Annotated in this window: 27 protein-coding genes; all 27 read right to left on the reverse strand. The window is 47.4% G+C overall.

Annotation, left to right across the window (positions count from 1 at the left end; genetic code table 11):
* Positions 1 to 47: 47 nt before the first annotated feature.
* The 27 genes from truB to BLS15_RS09135 all read right to left on the reverse strand — a co-directional run bounded on the left by truB (position 48) and on the right by BLS15_RS09135 (position 26,863).
* Positions 48 to 968, reverse strand: a complete 921-nt coding sequence (gene truB, locus BLS15_RS09005; protein WP_090511248.1) for a tRNA pseudouridine(55) synthase TruB — start codon at positions 966 to 968, stop codon at positions 48 to 50.
* The gene (locus BLS15_RS09010; RefSeq protein ID WP_021256509.1) at positions 965 to 1,963 is read right to left on the reverse strand and encodes a DHH family phosphoesterase; all 999 of its coding nucleotides are present in this window, start codon (positions 1,961 to 1,963) and stop codon (positions 965 to 967) included. The genes truB and BLS15_RS09010 overlap by 4 nt, the downstream gene beginning before the upstream one ends.
* Before the next feature lie 70 nt (positions 1,964 to 2,033).
* Entirely contained in the window at positions 2,034 to 2,387 is a 354-nt protein-coding gene (rbfA, locus tag BLS15_RS09015; RefSeq protein ID WP_090511253.1) for a 30S ribosome-binding factor RbfA, read from the reverse strand.
* 54 nt (positions 2,388 to 2,441) lie between these two features.
* Positions 2,442 to 5,312: a translation initiation factor IF-2 gene (gene infB / locus BLS15_RS09020; protein ID WP_090511256.1), complete on the reverse strand. Its 2,871-nt coding sequence runs from the start codon at positions 5,310 to 5,312 to the stop codon at positions 2,442 to 2,444.
* On the reverse strand, positions 5,290 to 5,628 hold the full coding sequence (locus BLS15_RS09025; RefSeq protein WP_021256512.1) for a L7Ae/L30e/S12e/Gadd45 family ribosomal protein: 339 nt from the start codon (positions 5,626 to 5,628) through the stop codon (positions 5,290 to 5,292). The genes infB and BLS15_RS09025 overlap by 23 nt, the downstream gene beginning before the upstream one ends.
* Positions 5,621 to 5,932, reverse strand: coding sequence for an RNase P modulator RnpM (locus BLS15_RS09030; protein ID WP_021256513.1), 312 nt, complete (start codon positions 5,930 to 5,932; stop codon positions 5,621 to 5,623). The genes BLS15_RS09025 and BLS15_RS09030 overlap by 8 nt, the downstream gene beginning before the upstream one ends.
* 88 nt (positions 5,933 to 6,020) lie before the next feature.
* Positions 6,021 to 7,118, reverse strand: coding sequence for a transcription termination factor NusA (nusA, locus tag BLS15_RS09035; RefSeq protein ID WP_021256514.1), 1,098 nt, complete (start codon positions 7,116 to 7,118; stop codon positions 6,021 to 6,023).
* Positions 7,119 to 7,208: 90 nt separating this feature from the next.
* Positions 7,209 to 7,670 (reverse strand): ribosome maturation factor RimP, encoded by a 462-nt coding sequence (gene rimP, locus BLS15_RS09040; RefSeq protein ID WP_021256515.1) that lies wholly within the window; start codon positions 7,668 to 7,670, stop codon positions 7,209 to 7,211.
* Between the two features lie 174 nt (positions 7,671 to 7,844).
* On the reverse strand, positions 7,845 to 12,149 hold the full coding sequence (locus BLS15_RS09045; RefSeq protein ID WP_021256516.1) for a PolC-type DNA polymerase III: 4,305 nt from the start codon (positions 12,147 to 12,149) through the stop codon (positions 7,845 to 7,847).
* Between the two features lie 174 nt (positions 12,150 to 12,323).
* Positions 12,324 to 13,772: a proline--tRNA ligase gene (proS, locus tag BLS15_RS09050; RefSeq protein ID WP_028531191.1), complete on the reverse strand. Its 1,449-nt coding sequence runs from the start codon at positions 13,770 to 13,772 to the stop codon at positions 12,324 to 12,326.
* Positions 13,773 to 13,846: 74 nt separating this feature from the next.
* Positions 13,847 to 15,124: an RIP metalloprotease RseP gene (rseP, locus tag BLS15_RS09055; protein ID WP_021256518.1), complete on the reverse strand. Its 1,278-nt coding sequence runs from the start codon at positions 15,122 to 15,124 to the stop codon at positions 13,847 to 13,849.
* 154 nt (positions 15,125 to 15,278) lie between these two features.
* A complete protein-coding gene (locus tag BLS15_RS09060) occupies positions 15,279 to 16,421 on the reverse strand; it encodes a 1-deoxy-D-xylulose-5-phosphate reductoisomerase (RefSeq protein ID WP_021256519.1) in 1,143 nt (380 codons plus the stop codon).
* Between the two features lie 78 nt (positions 16,422 to 16,499).
* A complete protein-coding gene (locus BLS15_RS09065) occupies positions 16,500 to 17,300 on the reverse strand; it encodes a phosphatidate cytidylyltransferase (protein ID WP_021256520.1) in 801 nt (266 codons plus the stop codon).
* Between the two features lie 18 nt (positions 17,301 to 17,318).
* The gene (locus tag BLS15_RS09070; RefSeq protein ID WP_021256521.1) at positions 17,319 to 18,086 is read right to left on the reverse strand and encodes an isoprenyl transferase; all 768 of its coding nucleotides are present in this window, start codon (positions 18,084 to 18,086) and stop codon (positions 17,319 to 17,321) included.
* Between the two features lie 98 nt (positions 18,087 to 18,184).
* Positions 18,185 to 18,739, reverse strand: coding sequence for a ribosome recycling factor (gene frr, locus BLS15_RS09075; RefSeq protein ID WP_021256522.1), 555 nt, complete (start codon positions 18,737 to 18,739; stop codon positions 18,185 to 18,187).
* On the reverse strand, positions 18,739 to 19,467 hold the full coding sequence (gene pyrH, locus BLS15_RS09080; RefSeq protein WP_021256523.1) for a UMP kinase: 729 nt from the start codon (positions 19,465 to 19,467) through the stop codon (positions 18,739 to 18,741). The genes frr and pyrH overlap by 1 nt, the downstream gene beginning before the upstream one ends.
* A gap of 126 nt (positions 19,468 to 19,593) precedes the next feature.
* Positions 19,594 to 20,247, reverse strand: a complete 654-nt coding sequence (gene tsf / locus BLS15_RS09085; protein ID WP_021256524.1) for a translation elongation factor Ts — start codon at positions 20,245 to 20,247, stop codon at positions 19,594 to 19,596.
* A 143-nt stretch (positions 20,248 to 20,390) separates the two neighbouring features.
* Positions 20,391 to 21,089 (reverse strand): 30S ribosomal protein S2, encoded by a 699-nt coding sequence (gene rpsB, locus BLS15_RS09090; protein ID WP_021256525.1) that lies wholly within the window; start codon positions 21,087 to 21,089, stop codon positions 20,391 to 20,393.
* A gap of 191 nt (positions 21,090 to 21,280) precedes the next feature.
* Positions 21,281 to 21,469, reverse strand: coding sequence for a hypothetical protein (locus BLS15_RS09095; protein ID WP_021256526.1), 189 nt, complete (start codon positions 21,467 to 21,469; stop codon positions 21,281 to 21,283).
* Positions 21,462 to 22,133: a DUF6115 domain-containing protein gene (locus BLS15_RS09100; RefSeq protein ID WP_021256527.1), complete on the reverse strand. Its 672-nt coding sequence runs from the start codon at positions 22,131 to 22,133 to the stop codon at positions 21,462 to 21,464. Before BLS15_RS09100 ends, BLS15_RS09095 begins: the two co-directional genes overlap by 8 nt.
* Before the next feature lie 81 nt (positions 22,134 to 22,214).
* Positions 22,215 to 22,547 (reverse strand): hypothetical protein, encoded by a 333-nt coding sequence (locus BLS15_RS09105; RefSeq protein WP_036592417.1) that lies wholly within the window; start codon positions 22,545 to 22,547, stop codon positions 22,215 to 22,217.
* A gap of 33 nt (positions 22,548 to 22,580) precedes the next feature.
* Positions 22,581 to 23,987 carry a DUF342 domain-containing protein gene (locus BLS15_RS09110; protein WP_028531193.1) on the reverse strand — a complete coding sequence of 469 codons (1,407 nt, stop codon included), beginning with the start codon at positions 23,985 to 23,987 and terminating at the stop codon, positions 22,581 to 22,583.
* Positions 23,988 to 24,051: 64 nt separating this feature from the next.
* A complete protein-coding gene (locus BLS15_RS09115) occupies positions 24,052 to 24,837 on the reverse strand; it encodes a FliA/WhiG family RNA polymerase sigma factor (protein WP_021256530.1) in 786 nt (261 codons plus the stop codon).
* 15 nt (positions 24,838 to 24,852) lie between these two features.
* On the reverse strand, positions 24,853 to 25,284 hold the full coding sequence (locus BLS15_RS09120; RefSeq protein WP_021256531.1) for a hypothetical protein: 432 nt from the start codon (positions 25,282 to 25,284) through the stop codon (positions 24,853 to 24,855).
* Between the two features lies 1 nt (position 25,285).
* The gene (locus tag BLS15_RS09125) at positions 25,286 to 25,780 is read right to left on the reverse strand and encodes a chemotaxis protein CheD (RefSeq protein ID WP_021256532.1); all 495 of its coding nucleotides are present in this window, start codon (positions 25,778 to 25,780) and stop codon (positions 25,286 to 25,288) included.
* Positions 25,777 to 26,397: a chemotaxis protein CheC gene (locus BLS15_RS09130; RefSeq protein ID WP_021256533.1), complete on the reverse strand. Its 621-nt coding sequence runs from the start codon at positions 26,395 to 26,397 to the stop codon at positions 25,777 to 25,779. The genes BLS15_RS09125 and BLS15_RS09130 overlap by 4 nt, the downstream gene beginning before the upstream one ends.
* 4 nt (positions 26,398 to 26,401) lie before the next feature.
* Positions 26,402 to 26,863 (reverse strand): chemotaxis protein CheW, encoded by a 462-nt coding sequence (locus tag BLS15_RS09135; RefSeq protein WP_090511260.1) that lies wholly within the window; start codon positions 26,861 to 26,863, stop codon positions 26,402 to 26,404.
* Positions 26,864 to 26,901 lie beyond the last annotated feature (38 nt).

A 26,901-nucleotide genomic window follows, 5' to 3' on the forward strand; every position in this document is an offset into this window, starting at 1 on the left:
CAAGCCGAGTCAATTGCCTGCTCGAATCGCGCACAGCATTATATACATTACTCGTTCGGAAGAAATACCTTCACAGGACGCAATACCGATTGCCCCTGTGGAACTTGGAATATCCCATAGAACGTTCCTTGTTCATCATACAATCGAATCGTACCATTCGTCAAAGGTTTCGGCTGTAAAGCGTGCAAAGGAATTGATCGGCCGGTCAATGCATAGTGGGCAAACTTCTCAGAAACCTGAATTCTAGGCATATCTGAGATTGCATCCTCCACAGATAGAAGCATCGTTTCAAATGTTCCATCCGCGACAGCCTGCTCAATCTGATCGAAGGTTACACATTGTGAAGGAACAAACCCAGCAGATACCGTTCGCATCAGCTTCGCCATTGTAGATGGAACGCCAAGCTTACGACCGATATCAACACATAGTGTTCGGATATAAGTTCCTTTGGAGCACTCAACTAGAAAACGTACTTCCGGTTCAGAGGTGCCTAACTGTACATCTAGAAGATCAATGTTATGGATCGTAACTTGGCGCGCTTTACGCTCCACCGTCTTCCCCTCACGCGCTAGATCATACAGTCGCTTTCCGTCTACCTTAACAGCGGAGTACATCGGAGGCACTTGTTCGATATGCCCGATAAAGGATAGAATCGTCTCACGAATCATCTCTTCCGTCAAATGCGAAGCGTCCGAGCGCTCCAGTACCTCTCCACTTAGATCCTCGGTATCTGTTGATACACCGAATCGGAGGGTTGCCTCATACTGCTTAGGCATCTCCTGCAAATACTCAACGATCCGTGTCGCCTTGCCTATACATAGCGGCAGCACTCCAACAACCTTCGGATCCAATGTTCCCGTATGCCCGATACGCTTCTCCCAAATAAGGCGGCGTACTTTGGCAACTACGTCATGGGACGTCCAGTCCTCAGGCTTCCATACGGGTAATACACCATGATAGTTACTCATAAAGCTTGCTTCACCCGTTCTATTACAATGGTAATGACTTCTTCTAAAGTACCAGTAAGCTTGCAGCCTGCTGCACGGACATGACCGCCTCCACTAAAGGATTGAGCAATCTCAGCCACATTAGCAAGCCCTGCGGAACGCATACTCACTTTTACTCCTGTATCATCTACTTGCTTAAATAAAAGACCAACTTCTACACCATCGATATTGCGTGGATAATTGACCAAGCCTTCCAGATCTTCATTAAGCGCCCCGGTCTCTTGCATATCCTGAGGAGTCACGTACAACCAGGCAATTCGATGATCCTCGCTAAATGCCAATCGCGATAGGCCGCGCTGTATTAGCTGCATCTGTGCCATCGACATCTTCTCAAGCAATCGATCCGCAATGTCATTGCCGTTAACACCCTGCTTAAGCAGCTCAGATGCGATCGTCATCACATGTGGTGTCGTGTTGCTGTACCGGAATCCCCCCGTGTCAGTTAGCAAGCCAGTATACAGTACTGTCGCTACATCTAAATCGAGTGCAAGCCCGTAGGAAGCAATCATATCGAATAATATCTCAACGGTCGCCGCAGCATCCTCGCGGATGACTGCAACTTCCCCATAGTGGTCATTCGTTGGATGATGATCAATATTTAAAATACGAGCATCCTTATCGATCCATTCTGCTATTTTTCCGATGCGCGCATAGTCCGCACAATCCACACAAATAACAGTATCAAATGGCTTGACAGCAATGTTTTCAAGTTCTGCATGAACGTTGATTTGATCAGAGCCCGGCAAATAATTTAGCTTATTAGGAACTCCATTCTCATTCACCATGACATAGGATTTGTTCCATTGACGAAGCAGCCAGCCTACCGCCAACGTTGAGCTTATCGCATCTCCGTCAGGCTGAACATGTGCAACCACAAGAAAATGATTGCCCTCTTGAATAAAGTTTCTAGCTCTCTCGATCTGCTGTGCATAAGATAGCGTCGTTAGTCCAGTCATTAATAACCTCCATACAGACAAGTGAATCGAGCCTTGGCCCGATTCACTTGTGCGTTCTTATGCTGCTGACTTAGTTATTGTCGCGACCGCGAATTTCACCAAGCAGCTTTTCAATATGGCTACCGTATTCGATTGAAGAATCGATCTTGAACAGCAGCTCTGGAGTATGACGAAGACGAATTCGCTTGCCAATCTCGGAACGAAGGAATCCGCTCGCCTTCTCCAATGCTTTCATGGATTGATCCTTTTGTTCTTCATTGCCCATGACACTCAAGTACACTTTGGCTTGTGACAAATCGTTCGTTACATCAACGCCTGTCACCGTAATGAAGCCGATTCGAGGATCCTTAATCTCGGTTTGGATCAACTGGCTAAGTTCCTTCTTCATCTGCTCGCCAACACGTCCGGAGCGAAAGTTCGCCATGGGAAACACCTCATTTCATATATAGCTTACAACATCATCTGAGTTGAAACCATTCTATTTGCGTTCGATGGTTTCCATGACAAAGGCTTCGATGATGTCGCCTTCCTTCATGTCATTGTACTTCTCAAGCATAATACCGCACTCGTAGCCTTGCGCAACTTCCTTCGCATCATCCTTGAAGCGCTTGAGCGAGTCGATTTTGCCTTCGTGAACAACTATGCCGTCTCGAACAAGGCGTACTTCTGCAGAGCGGGAAATCTTACCTTCTGTAACCATACATCCTGCGATTGTACCGACTTTGCTGATTTTGAATGTATTGCGTACTTCAGCATGACCGATCACAACTTCTTTATATTCTGGATCAAGCATACCCTTCATCGCCTGCTCGATTTCTTCAACAATCGAGTAGATGACACGATGCAAGCGAACATCAACCTTCTCTTGATCAGCAGTAATCTTCGCTTGTGCGTCTGGACGGACGTTAAAGCCGATAACGATAGCGTTGGACGCTGTTGCCAAGATGATGTCCGACTCTGTAATTGCACCAGCGCCGGAGTGAATAATCTTAACGCGAACTCCCTCAACTTCAATCTTCTCGAGCGAGCCGCGAAGTGCTTCAACAGAACCTTGAACGTCACCCTTGATGATTACGTTCAATTCTTTCATCTCGCCGTCTTTAATGTGCTTGAACAAGTCATCCAACGTTACACGAGTGTTCGCACCCAATTGGCTCTCTCTATATGTTGTCGAACGCTTCTCAGCAATGGAGCGAGCCTTACGCTCATCATCAAACGCGACGAACATATCGCCAGCTTGTGGAACATCTGTAAGACCTGTAATTTCGATCGGTGTAGATGGGCCTGCTTCTTTCAAGCGACGACCACGGTCATTCACCATTGCACGCACACGGCCAAAGCATGTGCCTGCTACGAATGCATCTCCTACTTTCAGCGTACCTTGTTGAACGAGGATGCGAGCAACTGGTCCACGGCCTTTGTCCAGCTCTGCCTCAAGCACCGTACCGCGAGCATCCTTATTCGGGTTCGCCTTGAACTCGTTTACTTCGGATACGAGCAGGATCATTTCGAGCAATTCTTCTAAGCCCGTACGCTGCTTCGCAGAAACGTTAACGAAAATAGTGTCTCCGCCCCACTCTTCTGGAACCAATTCATATTCAGTCAATTCTTGCTTTACACGATCGACATTGGCTTCTGGCTTATCGACCTTGTTAACAGCTACGATGATTGGGCAGTTCGCTGCCTTTGCGTGGCTGATTGCCTCTACCGTTTGCGGCATAACACCATCGTCAGCAGCAACAACGATAATCGTAATGTCGGTTACTTGTGCACCGCGGGCACGCATCAACGTAAACGCTTCGTGGCCCGGTGTATCCAGGAACGTAATCTTCTTCGAGTTGAACTCAACTTGGTATGCACCAATATGCTGCGTAATACCGCCTGCTTCTCCACCCGTAACGTTCGTCTTGCGGATTGAATCAAGCAATGTCGTTTTACCATGGTCAACGTGACCCATAATCGTAACAACTGCTGGACGTTCAACCAAGTCTGCTGCATCTTCTTCTTTTTCTTCTGTTTCCTCGAACGGATCTTCGGATACAGGCAGCTTCAAATCAACTTCAACCTTGAATTCGTCTGCAATCAACTGGATTGTATCCAAGTCTACTTCTTGGTTGATTGTTGCCATAACGCCCATGAGCAAGAACTTCTTAATAACCTCGGAAGCGTCTTTATGAAGCAATTTTGCCAATTCACCTACTGTCATTGCACCGCGTACAATAATCTTTTTCGGCGTATTGTCAATTTTCTCACGCTGTACCTGCTGTTGATTATTTCTGCCTCTGTTCTTGCCGCCGCGGCCGCGCATGCCTCCGCCATTACGGTTGTCATCGAAGCGTCTCTTATTATTATTATTGTTGTTTCTTGATTGATTTCTTCCACCGGAGAAATCCTCACTGCGTTCACCGAAGTTTCTGTTCGGACGCTGCTGAGTGCCTTGACCGGTACGTGCTTGATCACCTTGACGCTGCTGGCCGCCTTGTGCAAAGCGCGCTTGACCACTGCTTTGTTGGCTGCCTTGACCTGGACGGGATCCGCCACCTTGGCCTGGACGCGAGCCGCCGCCTTGACCTGGACGTTGTTGTCCGCCTTGGCCTGGGCGCGAGCCGCCACCTTGACCCGGACGTTGTTGTCCTCCTTGGCCTGGACGTGATCCGCCACCTTGGCCACCTTGGCGAGGGCCGCCACCTTGACCTGGACGGGATCCGCCCTGTCCTTGACGCGGGCCGCTGCCTTGACGCGGTGCGCCTTGGCCTGATCTTTGCTGGCCGTTAGATCTGTTACCTTGGTTTTGCTGTTGTTCACCTGATCGACGTTGTTCTTGTCCGTTCATATTCCCCTGTTGGTTTCCTTGTCTATTATCCATATTAATGTTTATCTCGCCCTGTCTATTATGGTCTTTTTGACCGTCACGACCTTCACCGCGATTACTGCGATCCTGACGTTCATCACGCCCGCCTCGGTTATCTTCACGCTGATGGTCGCGACCGTCACGTTGCATTTGCTGCTGTCCAGCACGTGAGTCGCGCTGATCCGACTGGCCCTGACTTGAATTTCCTGCCGATTGGCCAGCTGTTCTATCTGGTACTTCTGTTGTTTTTGACTGGCTGATGTTCACTTTCGGGTGTGGGGTGCTATTGCTTTCCCGCTTCGCCTGCGCATTCTCCTTAATCGTGCGCATGTACGATTCGACTTTCCCCACGGCATCATTCTCCATTACGCTCATATGATTGTTAACTGGTATGTTAAGACGTTTGAGTATCGTAATAATTTCTTTGCTGCTCATATTAAGCGATTTGGCATATTCGTAAACTCTTGTTTTGTCCTTAGTGTTCTCTTGTTTGCTCAATATACTCCACCTCCGACATCGTTTTCAGCCCGTTCGTCATCATGGTCGCAAATCCATCATCCGTTACCGCCAATACTACCCGTTGCAATTTCCCGATGCTCTCACCGAGTTCGGTTCGCGTAAATCCGATAGCAAGTGGCACCCCGTACGACTTACATTTATCTCGAAACTTCTTCTTCGTGTTGTCAGAAGCGTCCGCCGCAACAATCACCAAGCGTGCTTGCTTATTGCGAATCGCCTTGAGGACTATCTCATCACCAGTCGCAAGCTTCCCTGCCCGCTGGGCAAGACCTAGCTGCGACTTGACCTTACTCATGATCGTCCTCCTGCTCCTTCAAGGCGTGGAATTCATCCTCCACCTTGATGAAGTCTTGAGCAAGCTGTTCATAGATGGCAGAGTTCACCTGATGCTTCAAAGCCCGATCAAGCGCACGAGACTTATGTGCAAGTCTGAAGCAGGACAACTTCCCACATAGGTATGCGCCGCGTCCAGACTTCTTCCCTGTCAAATCGATTAGAACTTCGTCCTGTGGTGTCTTCACAACACGGATTAGCTCTTTCTTCGGCATCATTTCTTGACATGCGACACACTTACGAAGTGGAACTTTCCTTGTTCTCATGACTCAATCCCCCCCTTACGATTCGGTCATACATCCCTTGATTGAAGGAGACGACCGCTTCATATGGCGTTGGTCGCGCCTTCAGTGTTTATTCGCTTACTTCCATGCTGTCATCAGGTGTGTGCTCATCAGAAGACATTGGAAGCCCTTCTTCATCAGCTTGAGTCTCGCTTTTAATATCAATTTTCCAGCCAGTCAATTTTGCAGCAAGTCGAGCGTTCTGACCCTTAATCCCAATTGCCAGTGACAACTGATAATCAGGCACGATGACACGAGCCATTTTCTCAGCTTCACGAACTTCCACATCAACAACTTTGGATGGGCTCAGTGCATTCGCTACATACTCACTTACATCTTCTGACCAGCGCACGATATCAATTTTCTCGCCGCGCAGCTCATTAACAATTGTCTGGACACGCATACCTTTAGGGCCAACGCATGAACCAACTGGATCAACTTCCTCGTTGCGGGAGTATACCGCAATTTTAGAACGTTGACCCGCTTCACGAGCTACCGATTTGATTTCAACGACGCCGTCGAAGATTTCAGGAACTTCCAGCTCGAACAAGCGCTTTAGCAGTCCAGGATGCGTGCGGGACAAAATAATTTGCGGCCCCTTGGTCGTGTTCTCCACTTTCGTAATGTATGCTTTGGTGCGATCGCCGTGCTTGAACTTTTCATTCGGCATCAACTCATTCAATGGAAGAACTGCTTCCACTTTACCCAAATCTACATACACATTACGCATGTCCTGACGTTGTACAATACCTGTTACGATATCATCCGACTTGTCGATGAACGCGTTATAGATAAGACCACGCTCAGCTTCCCGAATACGCTGTGTCACAACTTGTTTCGCTGTTTGCGCAGCGATACGGCCAAAATCACGTGGTGTAACCTCAATCTCACAAATATCATCCATTTGGTAGTTCGGATTATGTTCGCGAGCAGCATGAAGTGAAATTTCAAGACGTGGGTCCAACACCTCGTCCACTACGTTCTTGCGTGCATATACTTTAATTACTCCAGTTGCCCGATTGATGTCTACACGTACATTTTGTGCAGTATTGAAGTTGCGCTTATAGCTCGAGATCAGAGCCGCTTCAATCGCATCAATGAGTACTTCCTTGCTAATTCCTTTTTCTCTTTCGATTTCCGACAACGCGTCAATAAAATCCATACTCATTTGGTGAGTTCCCCCTTTCAGCCGAATCCGGCTTCATTCCAATAATGTTACATTCAGCAGAACGATATCCAATCGTTGATTACAATCGTCCTAAAAAACGATAGCAAGACGTGCGCTCGCTACCTTCTCATACGGAATTGCATGTTCCTTCTTGCCGACTTGAACGACAACCGTCTGTTCATCGAAGGAAGTGAGAACCCCTTCGAACTCCTTCAATGCGCCAATGGGTTCGTATGTAGTCACATACACATGCTTGCCTACTGCCTTAACGAAGTCCTTCGTCTTCTTCAGCGGGCGTTCCGCGCCTGGAGACGATACTTCCAAGAAGTACGCGTCTGTAATCGGATCGTTTTCGTCCAGCTTCTGGCTTAATACTTCACTAATACGGCCGCAATCCTCAATGTCAATGCCGCCTTCCTTGTCCACAAATACGCGAAGAAACCAACTACTGCCTTCCTTCACATATTCCACATCGACAAGTTCGAAGTTGTTCTCTTCCAAATAGGGTGTGATCATATTCTCAACTGTCGATTTGATATTGGCTGAGCTCAAATTCAAGAACCTCCTGAATGTTAGGAATAATGATGTTCCTCTATGTTAGAACCCGATACTAAACATGAAAGAGTGGGTTTCCCCACTCTTTACGTAACGGATTTATCCACATGATTACCAAAAAAATTATATCATAGCCATCTACAATATGGCAAGGGTGTCTCCGATCATGCACTAGAACAGAGATAATTGGTTTGTCTCCGGCAGTCCCCGGAAGCATCCCATCTGATTCAGGAGCTCGACAATCGTCTTCGTTGCCTTGGAACGCATCTGGAAATCCTCGATGGACAAGTACTCCACCCCATCGCGAGAAGCCGCAATATTGCGTGCCGCATTATCCCCGATCCCTTGTACTGCAGAGAATGGCGGGATGAGCGAGTTGCCATCGACAAGGAATTTCGTTGCATCTGATCGATATAGATCGATTGGCTTGAATGAGAATCCACGGGCTGTCATTTCAACCGCCATCTCTAAGATCGAGATCATGGCCTTCTCTTTCGTTGTTGCTTGGAAGCCCTTCGCCTCGATCTCATCGATCTTCTTATTGATCGCATCATAACCTTGGCAGCATAGTTCGATATCGAAGTCCTCCGCACGAACAGTAAAGTAAGTTGCATAGAACTCAATTGGATGGTACAGCTTGAAGTAAGCTGTACGTACCGCGGAAATAACATAAGCAGCAGCATGGGCTTTCGGGAACATGTATTGAATCTTCAAGCAGGAATCAATGTACCATTGCGGCACATTGCAGTTTTTCATCTCTTGAATCCATTCATCACTAAGACCTCGGCCCTTACGAACGCTCTCCGTAATTTTAAATGCAAGCCCAGCGTCCATACCGGCTTTGTAGATTAAGTACAACATGATCTCGTCACGACAACCGATTACGGTCTTAATCGTACAGATCCCATTCTTAATCAGTTCCTGTGCATTACCGAGCCATACGCCCGTGCCATGGGACAATCCAGAGATCTGCAGCAAATCGGCGAACGTGCTTGGCTGTGCTTCCACAAGCATCTGGCGCACGAAACGTGTTCCCATCTCCGGTACGCCAAAGGTCGCAACCGGTGTCCGGATCTGCTGCGGCGTTACGCCCAGTGCGTCAACGGAGTTGAACATACTCATGACCTTCGGATCATTCATCGGAATCGTCGTCGGATCAACGCCTGTCAAATCCTGCAGCATCCGCATCATCGTCGGATCATCGTGACCCAGAATATCAAGCTTCAACAGGTTATCTTCGAAGGCATGATAATCGAAGTGCGTCGTCTTCCATTCAGCCGTTGTATCATCCGCCGGATATTGAACGGGTGTTACGTCTTCCACTTCAATATAGTCTGGCACAACGACGATACCGCCCGGATGCTGACCTGTGCTGCGTTTTACGCCGGTACATCCTGCTGCTAGACGGTTAAGCTCTGCTCCGCGCCATCGCTTGCCGTGGTCTTCTTCATATTTCTTCGCGAATCCATAAGCCGTCTTCTCCGCTACCGTACCAATCGTTCCCGCACGAAATACACTCTTTTCACCGAACAGCACCTTCGTGTAGTTGTGTGCGACAGGCTGATAGTCCCCCGAGAAGTTCAAGTCGATATCGGGAACCTTATCCCCCTTAAATCCAAGGAACGTCTCGAACGGAATATCTTGTCCATCGCCCTTCATTGGCTGACCACACTCCGGACAATCCTTGTTCGGCAGGTCAAATCCACTCGGCACACTGCCGTCCGTGAACCATTCGCTGTGCTTGCATTCCGAATTGCGACACGAATAATGCGGTGGCAGCGGATTAACTTCTGAGATACCAAGGAACATCGCAACGACGGAAGAGCCTACGGATCCCCGTGAACCAACCAGGTAACCATCTTCATTGGACTTCTTCACAAGACGCTCTGAGATCAGATAGTTCGCGGAGAATCCGAATTTAATGATTGGTACCAGTTCCTTCTCCAGACGCTGCACAATAATATCGTTCAACGGTTCCCCGTAAATGCTCATTGCCTTATTGTAGCACTTATCACGAATTTCCTGATCTGCACCCTCGATGTTCGGTGTGAATAATTCCTTCGGGAACAGGTCGAAATCTTCAAATCGTTCCAACAGCGTGTTCGTATTCTCTACAACAAACTTGTAAGCTTGTTCCTTACCCAAAAATTCAAATTCTTGAAGCATTTCATTCGTCGTGCGGAAATGCGCATCCGGTTTGCGAATATCCTTCAGTGGACTGAAGCCCGTAATTCCATGAATGGTAATATCACGGAACATCTTGTCTCGTGGATGCAGGTAATGCACATTGCCTGTTGCGACGACGAGCTTATTCTGCTTTTCGCCAATCTGAACAATTTTGCGAATAGCGTCTTCGATCTCGGCCGTCGATCCAACCAAACCCTTCTCTACCAAATGCATATACATCGTCAAAGGCTGGATTTCAAGGACGTCATAAAACTCTGCTACTTGCTCGGCTTCCTCCACCGACTTGTTAAGAACGGTCTCGAAGAATTCGCCTTTCTCACAGCCGGACATAATGAGCAAGCCTTCGCGCATCCCCACCAGTTTACTCTTCGGAATGCAGGCTACCCGCTTGAAATATTCTGTATGAGACATGGACACAAGCTTATACAGATTTTTCTTACCTACTGCATTAAGCGCATAAATGCCGCAGTGAAATGGACGGGCATTTTGTAGGTTCTGACCTACATAATCATTCATGCGTTCCAGCGTCTCGATTCCGATAAGCTGCTGAGCGTCCTGAAGTAGTCCCGTAAGAATGCCGCCTAGTGCAATCGTATCGTCAATCGCACGGTGATGGTTCTCAAGTGATACTTTATATTTAGCTGCCAACGTATTGAGTCGGTGATTTTTGAGTGTCGGATGCAGCAAACGCGCTAGCTCCAAGGTATCGAGCACCGGATTCATCATATCTGGCAGATTCATTAGCTTCAAGTTATGCTGGATAAAGCCAATATCGAACCTCGCGTTATGCGCAACAAGAATGGTATCCTGGGCAAATTCCACAAACTTCGGAAGCACTTCTTCGATATCTGGTGCATCAGCTACCATTTCATCCGTAATATTAGTAAGCTGTTGAATGTTATAAGGAATCCGTACATGCGGATTGACGAAAGTGCTGTACCGATCAATTTCTTTGCCTTCTTGCATTTTGACAGCTGCAATCTCGATGATTTTATTGTTTGTTACAGACAAACCGGTTGTCTCGATATCGAATACGGTATAGATGGCATCTTTCACCGGACGATTGTCCGCATTTAGAACAACTTCCATATTGTCATTCACGACATTCGCTTCTAAGCCATAAAGCATTTTAATGCCATTTTTCTTGGCTGCCTTCGCTGCCTCTGGATAACACTGAACGTTGCCGTGATCCGTTACCGCGATCGCCTTATGGCCCCACTTCGCCGCCTGCTTCACATAATCGCTGATAGACGTAACTGCATCCATTGCACTCATCGTGGAATGAAGATGGAATTCCACGCGCTTCTCCTCAGCAGTATCCTTGCGTTCTGCCGGTGCCTTTACTTCATTCAGATCATTTGGCATCATGACAAGCTCAGGGACTTGCATGAAGCGATCGTACTCAACACGTCCACGAGCTTTGAGCCATTGACCATTCGAGATGAGGCTCAGCATTTTAACGTCTTCCTTCGTCTTCGCGAACATTTTCATCGCCATAGAGTCAGAAAAATCAGTTAGGTTGAATGTGAATAAGGTACTGCCATTGCGAAGTTCCTTCATCTCAACGCCAAATACCGCACCTTGAATCGTGACACGCTTCTCTTCATCCTGTACATTCATGATTGGAGTCGGCTCATCCTTAATGTCGTATCCGACATGCAGACGCTCTGGCGCTTCTCCTTCTTCTTCCTCGATTTCACGTGCTGATTCTTCCATCATTTGCTGAATAACTTGGCGCTCTTCTTCCATCAGCTTCTGCTGGAATGCTTCATAGGCTTCCGTATCATGGCTGCCCTGCTGCATCGTTACACGAAGTGTGCGTGTGAAATACGTCTCAAAGAACGTCGTGCAATATTTATCAATCTGCTTCTTCTTCGCCAGCTCTAATGATGTCGCATCCGGCAAAAAAAGCTTGATCAAATCTTTCTCAACTTCATACTGTCCTTTGTGCAGCCAACCGTTAACTGAAGCAACCTCTCGCTTGACCCATTCCATGAACAAACTCCAATAGGCATCTACGATCTCCTTATTTGGAAGCTGCTCTTCATAGTGGAATATGATCTTAATCTTGGCAATGTGGGACAACTTGTCCTGTACACGCAGGCAAAACGTACGGTAAGCTTCTGCCGGAACGACAGTTGACTTGCCTATATAAATCGTCCACTCCTTATTGGAGCGGCTGCACTCCACTCTATCAATCCATCCATCATGGAAAAAGCTATCTAACAGTTCAACAGGAACCTCCGCCTGTCTCATCAACAATTCAAATCGCTTCCGTTTATCTGTCATATAGAACTGAAGCACCTCCCAACCCCATACTGCTGCCGTACCTAATGGCAAAGTGGCAGTGTGTGAACAAAGAGAAGCCCCCCTCAATCGAGCCATCGTCCGGTGTTCCGTTGGATGTTCCAATGATGGAAGCTTCCCTTCATTGCGCCCCTGCTTCGAGGAGCATGTATCTAATTAATACGCTCGTGCAAATACGACCGTATGCTTGGCATCTTCTCCGCAGACAAGGCACTTGGTCTTTGTCGTTTGCGGTTCGAATGGAATGTTGCGGCTTGTTGCACCAGTCTCATCCTTAACATGCTTCTCGCACGCTTCCGATCCACACCAGCCAGCAAGTGTAAATCCACGTTTTTCTTCCATTTGTGCCTTCATCTCGTCAATTGTCTCTACCGAGTAGAAGTGCTCATCACGGAAGGAACGTGCACGCTCGAACATTTCTTGATGGACGTCAGCAAGCATGCGGTTCACTTCTTCAACCAAATCCGCCTGCTGTACAATGCGCTTCTCGCCTGTTACGCGGGATACCAATACGCAAACACCATTCTCCATATCACGCGGGCCAATTTCAAGGCGAACAGGCACGCCGCGCATTTCATACTCATTGAATTTCCAACCTGGGCTAATATCAGAGCGATCATCCATGCGAACACGTACGCCTGCTTGCTTCAATTCGCTGAACAACTCGTTAGCTCGTCCCACAACTTGCTCGCGCATCTTCGCTGGCCCAATTGGAATCATAATAACCTGTGTAGGAGCTACCTTCGGAGGCAATACAAGACCTCTGTCATCGCCATGCACCATAATCATGGAACCGATTAGGCGGGTGCTGACCCCCCAAGAAGTAGTATGAACAAATTCCTGTTCATTTTCACGCCCCAAGAATTTAATATCAAAAGCAACCGCAAAATTCGTTCCCAAGTAATGCGATGTTCCGGCTTGAACGGCTCTGCCGTCTTTCATCATCGCTTCAATGGAGAACGTATCTACTGCGCCGGCAAATTTTTCAGAAGGAGTCTTCTGACCTTCAATGACCGGAATTGCGAGATAATCCTCTACGAATTCACGATATGTTTTCAACATGAGCATCGTTTCTTCGCGTGCTTCCTGCTCAGTCTCGTGCGCAGTATGGCCTTCCTGCCACAAGAACTCACTTGTACGCAAGAACGGCAATGTGCGCTTCTCCCAACGAACTACGTTCGCCCATTGGTTAATCAACACAGGCAGGTCACGGTACGATTGAATCCATTTGGAGTACATATGGCCAATCATTGTCTCGGATGTCGGACGAATCGCCAGCTTCTCCTCTAATTGTTCGCCGCCTGCTTCGGTTACCCAAGGCAGCTCAGGATTGAAGCCTTCGACGTGTTCTTTTTCCTTCTGGAAAAAGCTCTCTGGTATAAACATAGGGAAGTAAGCGTTACGATGGCCAGTAGCCTTGAAGCGGCGATCCAGCTCGTCACGAATATGTTCCCAGATTTCGTATCCATCTGGGCGGAATACGATACATCCCCGGACTGGAGAATAATCCATCAAATCCGCCTTCTTAATCACATCAATATACCAACGGGAGAAGTCCTCCTGCTGTGGGGTAATCTCCGTAACAAACTGCTTCTCTTTCGACATAACGGTATACGTTCCTCCCGATAAACACGGTTATTCGTATTCTAGTATAAATGAAATGAACCGTGATATAAATGTTAACCTTTAACCAATCGTAATATATCATTGTAGGTTACAGCAAGCATCAATAGCATGAGCATTGCAAAACCTACAAAATGAACCATGCTCTCCCTGCTCGGATCAACAGGCTTACCTCTGACAGCCTCCAGCCCAAGGAATACGAGACGGCTTCCATCCAACGCCGGGATTGGAAGCAAATTGAAGATTCCCAAATACAAGCTCAAAATCGCCGTCCATAATGTAAGCTGTTCGATCCCTTTCTTCGCAATCTGTCCTGTTACTTCGAACGTCCGAACCGGACCGCCCAAGTCGTCCAGTTTAAATTGACCAAAGATAAGCATGCGGAATCCTTCAAAAATCTTCTCCGTCGTATTCACCATTGATGTTGAGGCGAACGATAGCGTCTCTCCGAATGAGGCCGTTCGTGTCGGCAGTACCGGTACGATACCAACCTTGCCGCCTTCTTGACCTTCTACCTTCTGCGGAGTCAGTGTCGTAGTGAAGCGTTCTTCACCGCGCACAATAAGGAATGTCATCGGCTTGCCTTCGGATTCAGCAATCAGCTTAATTAATTTGTCACGATCGCCGCCAATCTGCTTGCCATTCACTTCCTCGATAATATCTCCCTTTTGCAGTTGTGCCTGTGCAGCAGGAAGTCCTGGCGATACGTCCCCAATCTTCACAGACGTCGGGTTCTCGACTGGAACGCCCGAAATGGCTACCGAAACGCCAAACAAAATAAATGCGAGCACAAAGTTCATAAATGGGCCTGCAAAAATAGCAAGCGCCCGTTGGCCCACTGTCTTGCTGCCAAACTGGCGATCATGAGGCGCGATCTGAATTTCGTCGCCCTTCACAATCATTTTAGCTTGCGGATGAATATCGTACGTAACTTCTTCATCCTCAACATCCAGCGTCAGCTTCAACGTATGCTCCAGATCAATCGTCTTCACTTCGCCACGCACAACCTGCTTGCGCATGTCTAATTGATCCAGATACAGCTTCGTCACCCTGTTATCACTGGACACACGTATCGCTATCGTCTGCCCTGGACTGACCTCTACAATTTCAGGATCTTCGCCTGCCATCCGTACAAAGCCGCCCACTGGCAATAACCGGAGTGTATATTTGGTTTCCCCACGAGTATAGGAGAATACTTTCGGCCCGAATCCGATAGCGAACTCTCTAACGAGAATCCCCGCCCGTTTCGCGAAAATAAAATGTCCCCATTCATGAATCGTTACGATAACGAAAAAGACGAGCACGGTTAAAAATACGATTTGCACCATCTGCACTGCGTAGAATCCTCCTTTGTGTGCGTGTTCAATCGTCCTAGCACAACACTAGGCTTCAAGAACGGCCCAATAACAATCGGACAGCGGTTTGTCTATATAGATTATCATTATTCTCCAATCCCGCACAAGAGAATCCATATCTAGTGAATGGCGATTATAAAATGGACAGAGCCTCCGAACGCGTTCGCATATCTGTCTCCTGAATAGCTTCCAAGGACGGATGCGGAATCGCAGTATGTTTCGATATTAAGGTACTCACGATACGTTCAATATCCAAGAAGGAAATTTCACCGCGCAGGAATCTTGCTACAGCCACTTCGTTCGCAGCATTAAACACGGTAGTAGCTGTACCCCCTGTTCTGCCGCATTCATAAGCATAACGAACCATAGGGAATCTCTCTGTATCCATCTCACGGAAATGAAGCTTCGCCACCTCAGCTAAATTAAGCGAAGCCGATGTATTCGGAAGTCTTTCCGGATACGCCAATGCATACTGGATAGGTACGCGCATATCAGGAACCCCCAATTGCGCAATAATGCTTCCATCCAAATATTCGACAAAAGAATGAATAATACTTTCAGGATGGATAAGTACATGAATTTGATCATAAGGCAAATCGAACAGCCAGCGAGCTTCAATCACTTCAAGCCCTTTATTAGCCATTGTTGCTGAATCGATCGTCACCTTCGCGCCCATAGACCAATTCGGATGCTTAAGTGCATCCTCAACGGTAACATTCGCCAGCTCGTCCCTTGTACGATCGCGGAAGCTGCCGCCTGATGCTGTCAATGTAATGCCACGAACTCCGCGCATCGGCTCTCCGTTCAAGCATTGGAAGATAGCGGAGTGCTCACTGTCAACTGGCATCAGCTTGACGCCTTTCGCTTGTGCACGTTCTGTTACCAGATGACCAGCTGTTACCAGCGTTTCTTTGTTAGCAATGGCAATCGTCTTGCCTTCATCGATAGCCGCGAGCGTTGACTTCAGACCGACACTTCCTACAACCGCTGTAACGACCGTATCGGCGTCAGTACCCGCTGCCACTTCGACCAATCCATCTTCACCATAATACAGTTCAACACCCTGGGGCAGTTGTTCCCGCAGGCGATCTGCTGCAGCCTTATCGTGAACCGATACAATGCTGGGCTTGAACTCTCGTATCTGCTCAAGCAGCAATGTTGTATTGTTCCCAGCTGCTAACGCTTCTACCTTAAACTGCTCAGGATGCTGTCTGACGATGTCGAGTGTCTGTGTCCCGATGGAGCCGGTCGATCCAAGTATGGATATCCGCTTCATGACCTCACCTCTTCATCCTATTCATAGCTATATCTATTACATGATAACATCATCGCTGTTCTCTCGATGACGTTCAATTTACAACGTTAATAATCCGATCAAATGCACAAATGGAAATACGACAAGCCAGCTGTCGCATCGATCCAGAACACCGCCATGCCCAGGCAGCAACGTACCTGAGTCCTTCACACCACGAACTCGCTTATATGCCGATTGAATCAAATCACCGAACTGACCGACAACAGCAGCAGATATCCCAATGCCAAATGCAAGCGGCAAGCTGACAATATCCGGTCGTCCGACAGCAAATAATAGCGCCACAATAATTGATGTCAGTACACCGCCAATTGCTCCTTCAATCGTCTTATTAGGACTAATCGACGGCCAGAGCTTGTTCTTGCCGATCGCACGCCCAATGAAGTAAGCACCAATGTCCGATGACCAAATGGCTGCAAACAGCATAAGCGTCCAGAATAAGCCGTCCTCACCCATTGAAGTACGCGTTAGCATCATATATTTGAAGCCAATACCAATATAGAATGCTCCTAGCCACAATTGTGACACTGCTTCAATTGACACTTTGTTTTTGGATAATACGGTCACACCCAGCATCAGCAGCAGGCTGATCCATACAATAGCCTCCAATGACAGATTCCATCCAATTGATAAGCTTGTCCACGGAATCACAATCAAGGACATCGTTGCGTAGCCAATCAACGATGCCAGATCGAACGGTGATACATGATGCATTCGAGCAAATTCATAATAGCCTACAAAGGCAAGTGCGAGGAGCAGCAGTTCATATGGCAGACCGCCAATTATGCATAATGCGCCGAACAATAGTCCTGCTATAAGCCCTGTAACGATGCGCTGTTTCATATAGACTGTTCCTCCAACTTATTGTAATCCACCGTATCTTCGCGTTCTGCGCTGATACTCCATAACGGCCTCCATTAGATGTCGCTCAGTGAACTCTGGCCAGTAATCATTGGTGAACCACAATTCGCTGTACGCGATTTGCCAGAGCATGAAGTTACTTAATCTCATTTCTCCGCTTGTACGAATGAGCAGATCAGGATCAGGCAAGCTGCTGGATAAGAGATGATCATGGATCATGCTCTCATCAATCGAACCAACTTCAATCTCACCTGTTTTCACTTTACGTACAATATCACGAACACCTTCTACGATTTCACGCTGACTACCATAATTCAAAGCAAAATTCAAAATAAGTCCTGTATTGTGCTTCGTCTTTTCAATGGCTTCCTCAAGTGCCAGAATCGTATGTTTAGGCAATCGGTCACGATAGCCCATCATACGCACTTGAACATTTTTCTCAATCAATTCTTCGAGTTCGATCGCCAAAAATTCCTGTGGCAATTTCATGAGAAAATCGACTTCGTCCTTTGGGCGTTTCCAGTTTTCGGTCGAAAAAGCGTACATCGTAAGCACTTTTACGCCCATATCATTCGCTGCGATGGTTACGCGCTTAACGGCTTTCATTCCTGAATGGTGGCCGGCAACGCGCGGCAAGCCCCTTTTTTTAGCCCAGCGACCGTTACCGTCCATAATGATCGCCACATGTTGTGGGATATTATCCGGCATCAGTTCCAGCTGCTTGTGGCCTCCACGCTGCTGTAACCATGTTTGGAATCGCTTAATCATTCGGTCTCCTCCAACCCGGTGATGAAAAAAAGACAATAAACCCCACCGTTCGGAGGGGCATGAAGAACAAAAAGAATAGGTTCTATCGTGTCTAACTTTTATACTTCCATAATTTCTTTTTCTTTAGCAACTAATACTTTATCAACTTCAGCGATGTATTTGTCAGTCGTCTTCTGGATATCTTCTTGATGACGACGGGACTCATCTTCTGAAATATCCGTTTTCTCAAGCTTCTTGATGTCATCATTCGCATCACGACGAATGTTGCGGACAGCAACTTTTGCTTCTTCACCGAACTTCTTCGTGTGCTTCACGAGCTCTGCACGACGTTCTTCTGTCAACGCTGGAATCGCAAGACGAATCATTGATCCATCGTTAGCTGGAGTCAGTCCAAGATCCGACTTCATAATTGCGCGCTCAATATCAGACAATGAGGATTTGTCCCAAGGCTGGATCATAAGCGTGCGCGGATCTGGCGTGCTGATGTTCGCCAATTGGTTAACCGGCGTCATCGCGCCATAGTATTCTACTTGAACACGATCAAGCAATGCAGGTGTTGCGCGTCCAGCGCGCAATGTTGCCAGTTCCCGTTTTAGAGCGGCAATCGCCTTTTCCATGCGTTCTTCTGCGTTTTTCTTCACTGCTTGTGGCACTATTCTACACTCCCTTTTACAATCGTTCCAATCTTCTCGCCGAGCACGACGCGCTTGATATTGCCAGACTCCGTAATTGCAAATACAATAAGCGGAATGTTATTGTCCATGCACAGCGAGGATGCCGTTGAATCCATTACACCCAAGTTGCGGTTCAATACTTCCATATATGTCAATTGCTCAAACTTCTCAGCTGTCTCATCCTTGAATGGGTCAGCCGAGTATACACCATCGACTTTATTCTTCGCCATCAAGATCACATCAGCTTCGATTTCAGCGGCACGAAGCGCAGCTGTCGTATCCGTCGAGAAGAATGGATTCCCGGTCCCTGCTGCAAAAATAACAACACGTCCCTTTTCCAAATGACGTATTGCACGACGGCGAATATATGGTTCTGCGATTTGTTGCATCGCAATCGAAGTTTGTACACGAGTCGGCACGCCAATTTGTTCGAGGGCATCCTGTAAGGCAAGCGAGTTCATAACCGTTGCAAGCATCCCCATGTAGTCTGCTGTTCCGCGGTCGATTCCTTTTTCACTTCCCGCAATACCGCGCCAAATGTTGCCGCCTCCGCAGACGATTGCGACCTCTACGCCAAGCTCTACAACTTCTTTCACTTGCTCGGCAATGGAGTTGATCATTTCGGATTCGATGCCGTATCCAGCTTGCCCGGACAACGACTCTCCGCTTACTTTAAGTACGATACGTTTATAAACCGGTTGTTTCAATGTATACCCTCCACTTTTCCATAACGGCCGCTAAAAAAGAAGGAACACGATGTGTTCCAACTTTTAAGCGCGTCTGTTGATTACGTAGTAGCCGCGTTCGAATGCTCTCTTTTCAAAAAGAAAAGATTACTTCAGGTTCGCTTGAGCCATAACTTCTTCAACAAAATTATCTTCTTTTTTCTCCAAGCCTTCACCAAGCTCGAAGCGAGCGAAGCGACGGATAGAAATGTTTTCACCGATTGTTGCGATTTTTTCTTTCAGCAACGTTTCGATTGTTTTGTCTGGGTCTTTAATGAAGGATTGCTCCATCAAGCAATACTCTTCATAGTATTTACCGATGCGGCCTTCAACCATTTTTTCAACGATTTTTTCAGGCTTGCCTTCGTTCAATGCTTGTGCTTTCAAGATTTCTTTTTCTTTCTCGATTTCCTCTTGAGAAACTTCTTCGCGGCGAACATATTTTGGAGCAGTCGCTGCGATTTGCATAGCTACATCACGAGCGAAATCCTTAAAGTTGTCCGTTTTTGCTACGAAGTCTGTTTCGCAGTTGATTTCAACCAATACGCCGATACGTCCGCCAGCGTGGATGTAAGACTCAACCACACCTTCCGTTGCGATACGGTCGGATTTCTTTGCTGCTGCTGCAAGGCCTTTCTCACGAAGCAATTCAGCTGCTTTCGTCAAATCGCCGTTAGCCTCTTCCAATGCTTTTTTGCAATCCAGCATACCTGCGCCTGTTTTTTCGCGCAATTCTTTTACTGCACTCGCATTTACTGCCATGTCGTATTTCCCTCCATCAATAAATTGGTACCCACGTATATGTACGATTAACGGCACCGAACGTTATACAGCTTAAAAAAAGGGCGGCGAGAGGTGAACCACCTGCCAACCACCCTTTTGTTCATCCAATTAGTATTCCAAAATTACGCTGTTGTTTCTTCGCCTTGATGAGCTTCAACAATTGCGTCAGCCATCTTAGCAGTCAACAATTTAACTGCACGGATTGCATCGTCGTTACCAGGGATAACGTAGTCGATTTCGTCCGGATCACAGTTTGTATCAACAATACCTACGATTGGGATACCCAGTTTACGAGCTTCCGCAACAGCGATGCGCTCTTTGCGTGGATCGATAACGAACAACGCGCTAGGCAAACCTTTCATATTTTTGATACCGCCCAAGAACTTCTCGAGGCGATCTTTTTCTTTGCGAAGAATGATAACTTCTTTCTTCGGAAGAACTTCGAATGTTCCGTCTTCTTCCATCGATTCGAGTAGCTTCAAGCGATCGATACGTTTTTGGATTGTTTCGAAGTTAGTCAATGTACCACCCAACCAACGTTGGTTGATAAAGTACATACCGCAACGCTCAGCTTCTTCCTTAACGGAATCTTGAGCTTGCTTTTTCGTACCTACGAACAAGATTGTTCCATTTTCTTCGCCGACGGATTTTACAAAGTTGTAAGCTTCCTCGACCTTTTTCACTGTCTTTTGCAAGTCAATGATGTAAATACCGTTACGTTCTGTGAAGATATATCTGTCCATCTTCGGATTCCAACGACGTGTTTGGTGACCGAAGTGTACCCCAGCTTCCAAAAGCTGTTTCATGGAGATAACTGCCATCTTCACTACACCTCCTAATATGGTTATTTATCCTCCGCCAGTATCCTCTTTCGTTGAGACTTCCCGCAGTCAACCCGACAGAAAGCACCCTCACTGAAATACACTGACGTGTGTTCTTAACACCGTCATTTAATATACCATAACGCCTACCCGGTTGCAACCACTTTATCCACTGTTCGGGTCAAGTTATACTACTTGTTATTCGAACTTGCAGGCTGCTGCGGTACAAGCTTATATCCAGCCTGCTCGGCAGCTCGATGAAGCTCCGTATCCGACATCGGTTCTATCGAACGCTGACCGATAAGACATAGCTGAAGAAGGAGACTCCCTAGCACAATTCCGGCGCCTAACCCGATAAGAAAGCGGCGATCCTTAATCATGTGATCCCTCCTGCTGCCCCAACCGGATAATTAACTGGAGCTCACCAATTGGCATTCCCAGATGGTCTGCAATAGCCTGCTCTGTCCATCCGTTCTGAAAGAGTCTGAAGATCTCCGCGTATCGTGTTTGAATGGGAGCGCTAGACTGTTCTTCATGAAGTTCTTCATGAGAATCAGCTTCATCTGCAGCATGAAGTTCTTCCTTACGAGACGAGGCAGATCTATGTCCGCTCGGAACGGATAACGATCCCATCTGCGAGGGAATCGTCTCTTGTAATTCTGAGTCTTGCGTATTGGCCGTGCGCTGCTGAAGCTCCTGCTCGCATTCAGACAGTGCGGAGGGATGACCTGCTTCTAATTCCGTATGTACAGGTTGTGCAGTTGTCTGCTCTAAGCTGCTCCATTTGCTCTCCCATGCTTGTTCAAGCTTGTCCATTCGCTTGCGCAGCGCTTCATCCCGGTACTCTCCCTCTTGCTTCATCCGCTCAATGACTTTTAAGAGCTTCTCATTTTCTTCTTCAAGTTCTGTCATATAATGCTCAAGTGTCTCTTCCATATTACGTCGTATTTCTGTGGTGTCCATTGTTGCCTGAGCGCGAGGACGAAGCCATCCAATGACAGCGATGACACCACCTAACAGCACAATGTAGATCCAAGGTTCCATGTATGCACCTCCTTATGTTGTCACGCTTCCTAAATGCAAGCGCCGCGATCCTCACGTTATGCGGGAACCCGGCGCCACCATTTAACACATGAAATCGATATGCTTTCCTTTGAAAGGATGTTGAGCCGGAACCATGACTTGCTCAGTTTCATCTTGTTTTTGCTCCGAATGGCTGTTATCGCTTCCATCTCGTTCTGCATGGTTCCCACCTTCATGATGTTGATTGCGAATGAGAGCATCCTGTGATGACTCCACCTGTGCATTTCGTTCCCGCGACTTTTCCATCAACCTTTGGGCTTGGTCGTTCAGCATCGCTTGTTCTGTTACAGGACGCTGTTGCTGTTGATGCTGCAATGTCGATGACTCTTGCGTTCGTGGTATCGCGATTTGCATTTCTACGGGCTTCCAATTCATCGAATCACCCCGGTTAGGCTATTGTCCTTCACCTTAACGGTAAGTTGTCATCATGATATCGCCGTCAACGATCCGGAAGGAAATACGCTGTGCCATGTCTTTGATGAAACGAACATTGCGGCCAATAACCAGCTTAGCTCCACCGTATATCGTATGAGACACATCTATGGAAGACACAGCTGTGTCCTCAAGCAACTTCTCAATCTCCAGCATACGCTCTCGCATTTCAGTCTGCTCTCCAACAAGCTGCTTTTTCGTAGAATTCAGCTTAATGCGCATGCCTAGCTTCTCCCCTGTCAACTGCCCAGTAGCGGCAAGCTGATCGAGTATGCGAAGTGCCTTTTCGGTTTTTTCTACGTTCTCAATATTATATTTAAGCTTAGTCCGTAAATCCGTCAATTCATTGCGCAAATCCGGCAGCACCCCTACTTCAATTACGGTGGCCGTGGACATCGTATTGCCAATTGTACGTGCAATCACTCGCTCACCTGCTTGTACAATCCCGCCCACAATAAGTCCCTTGGTGCCTTGGCATACAACCCGCTTGCCTGCTCGAATATTGGAGTGCATAATACTCTGCGATACATTGACCTCAGTGCCCGCAACGACGGTCGCCTCCTGAATGAACGAACATTTCACATGGGTTCCGGCCTTGACCATCCCTTTATTGCCGGCAATAATGCCTCCGCTTACCTCAATGCAGCCTTCCGCAGTAAGCGTTGCACCTTCTACACCACCATATACGCGAATATCTCCTGAAGCTTTCACAGTAAAGCCTGTCAGCACATTGCCGCGAATGACAATCGTACCGACAAAATCAATATTACCAGTGCGATAGTCCACATCTCCGTTTACTTCATACACAGGGAACACACTGATTCGTTCCGGCTCAATACGGGATATGAGTCCGTCAATCGCCGAATAAAGCGCATTTTCCGCCTCATCTAAAACAACATTCTTCCCTTGCTTGAATCGTGCCTCACGCCCAGTGATGGCCTTCATCTCCTCACCAAGAACGGACATGCCGGGTATCCCTTCTTGGCTCGGAATTCGCTTGGCTATCATTTGACCCTTCTTCACATTGTCCAACTGCTTCACTTCACGGAAATTAACCGTTCCGTCTTCCCGTTCAGCCGGCTTGGACTCCTTCCCGTTCTGCGGAAGCAGAAGCTCTATTCGACCATCTACACCGTGTACGGGTGCTTTTCCATGAGCGACCATCGTCGCACCTCGAGCAAAATTGTTCGGATTCGCAGCGATATCCTTCAATACCTGAGACTGTACTCCATATCGAATGCCGTAGGAACGCAGCAATTCGTCCAGCTCTTCAATCGTGCACGTGAGCCCTTCAACAGCCTTCTTAAAATGGAGATGCGCCTGCAATTTATCTTCAGATACGGTTACTTCCAAATACTCTTCCAATGCCAATGTCATACTCACGAAAAACCCCCCTTTCTTTTTCTCTTTATTCAGCGTAGTTTCTTCTCAACTATTCCGTATCCCATCAATTTTCCATCAGCATTGGCTTCTGCTTCTCCAATACGGTTCGAAGTCTCAGTATCGCCTTAGAGTGCAGCTGCGAAATTCGAGATGGTGATAGTGACATCACTTCCGCTATCTCACTTAGTGACAAATCCTCATAATAGAACAAGGAGATCACTGTTCTCTCTTTATCGGTTAATTTATCAATTCCCTGAACAAGTGCTTCCTTTAAATAGTACTCATTTACCTTATACTCCGGATTCTTCGCCGTCTCATCGATAAGAAGCGATATTCGCGTCTCAGAGTCGTCCTCACGAATCGGATCTTCCAATGAACAAATCGACATGATCGATACGTCTTGAAGCATCCCTTGGAAGTCCTTCTCACTGACTTGCAAATAGGAGCTCATCTCTTCATCCGTAACTGTACGCAAGTATTGCTGCTCCAATTGCTGATAAGCCTCTTCAATTTTCTTCGCCTTCTCTCTTACCGAGCGAGGTACCCAATCTCCAGAACGCAGTCCGTCTAGGATGGCTCCACGAACCCGCCATGAGGCATAGGTTTCAAATTGCAGCCCTCTGTGGTAATCGAATTTCTCAACAGCATCTATCAGGCCAATCACACCATGGCTTGCCAGATCGTCCTTACTTACATTGCGAGGCAGACCTGCAGCAAGTCGATTCGATACGAAGTCGACGATCGATAGATGATTTTCTATCAATTGCCGCTTCGCATCCTGATCACCATGATCCTTCCAGCGTTCCCACAGTCCCTCTTGCGAGCCAGGTTGTAATTTCTGTACGCTCACCGACAGTCAACCTCCTTACTTTTGTACGAAGTGACGAACAGCCTGTGCCAATTCCTCCGCATCTGGTTGCGCTTTGGTCACGAGCTTGGGTGGTTGCAGCGGTTGGAACGAGCCGCCTTCATCTTCTACCGGATTTGACTTCGAATCTGCACCGTTCGGCCGCAGTAAATCTCGAAGAACATCCTCTTCATCCGGAGTTGTCATGTCCAACATCGTCCCTGCGTTTGGATTCTTAGATGCGCCGGCCTCAGGCTGCTTGCCTTCATCGTCAGATAGCAGCACGCCCAAGGCAAATCTGACCCCATATGCGAGTCCGAACCATATTACAAACGCAATAATTGCTCGGAGCAAACTCGTCGTCCATACATTATTGCTCCATGACACCATTAAGGCAAAGATAGATCCAACAGCACCGAATATGTAATTCCAACGTATTGTTCCTCTCATGCTATATATCCTTTTCACCCATCTGCACGCTGCGAATGTGAAGTCTCCCGTCATCACAGAACAGTTCTATCGTTCTCCCATAATTGGCGCCTGTGTCTTCGGCATGAAGCGGGATACTGTATTGCTCCAACATCGATTTGCAGGAATCTACATTCCGTGGTCCGATACGCATCATATCGTTATTCGAAGCAAAAGCAAACATCTGGGCGCCTCCTGCCATCTTCGCATGAACCCGGGACAGAGAAGCACCCGCTTCTGTCATACGGCGTATCAATTCTGGAATGGCAGTATCCGCATACTTGGCGATGTTGCGATTCCCCTCTCTAGCAATATCCGAAGACGGCAGCATAACATGCGCCATTCCGGCAATTTTGGCAACCGGGTCATATAACGTCAATCCAACGCACGATCCGAGACCGGTCGTTCGTAAGGAACCGAAACGGCATACCTGCAAATCAGCCATTCCGACTTTTACAACCGTCGACTCTTCTATCATTCGAATGGCACTCCCAATGCAGCAAATATTTTGTCAAAAGAGTCCGGGTCAGGTATTAAGAAAAAGGTTCCTTGCACTTCATCACAGTCTTGCAAAAACTTCGTATCGATTAGCAACGCACTGTCTCCCATTTCCCCGTATTGCAGTATTCCGTAGTTGAGCACTGCGCCCGCCATATCGATAGCAAGCTGAGGAACCGTTGGCGACATCGCCATATGAGTGAAATCTGCCAAGGAAGACAAGTAAGAACCTGCTAAAATGTTGCCGATCTCCGACAAGGCGGACAATTCCATGTCATTGAAACATTGACTCGTATCTGAAGGCAATGCTTCCAAGTGCGACAAAAGACGCTTAGCGGCATCCGTATCGAACATAAAGAACAAATGACTTGGCGCATCTCCTTCGACACGAAAATATATTGCAATCACAACATGCTCTGCGCCACCAACCTCGTCCGCAATTTCCTCGAACGGCAGAAGCCGCACCTTCGGTACAGCCATGTCAATCGGTCGGTTGAGCAGCCGGGATAGTGCCGTTGCGGCGTTGCCAGCACCAATATTCCCGACTTCCTTCAGAACATCCAGCTTGAACTCTCCGAGTCGTTCGAATAAGTGCACGCTGTTATGCCTCAAGCTGTTCTAATCGAATAATTTCACTCTTATTCAGCACCTCGGCCAAATGGAGCATAATAAGTAAACGCTCATCCCCAATCTTAGCTACGCCGCGCAAGTATTTGGCTTGAATGCCGCCCACAACCTCTGGGGCCGGTTCGATATCTTCGTCCATAATATCAATAACATCATTGGCACTATCCACGATAAAGCCAACTTCCAAATCTTCATAAGCTACGATAATAATACGAGATTGTTCCGTCACTTCCGCAGACGACAATCCGAATCGACCACGAAGCTCGATGACCGGAACAACAACCCCGCGCAAGTTAATAACACCTTTAATGAAGTCGTATGTTTTCGGAACCCGTGTGATAGGGAGCATACGCTCTATCGTTTTTACCTTTTCAACTTCGATTCCGTATTCTTCTTCCCCTAACGTAAAGACAACGACCTTTAACTCTTCTGCCATGTCACGTCCTCCTTCATTTGAATATGACTATTTTGCAA

The sequence above is a fragment of the Paenibacillus sp. cl6col genome, assembly GCF_900102125.1.
Classification (GTDB): domain Bacteria; phylum Bacillota; class Bacilli; order Paenibacillales; family Paenibacillaceae; genus Paenibacillus_B; species Paenibacillus_B suaedae.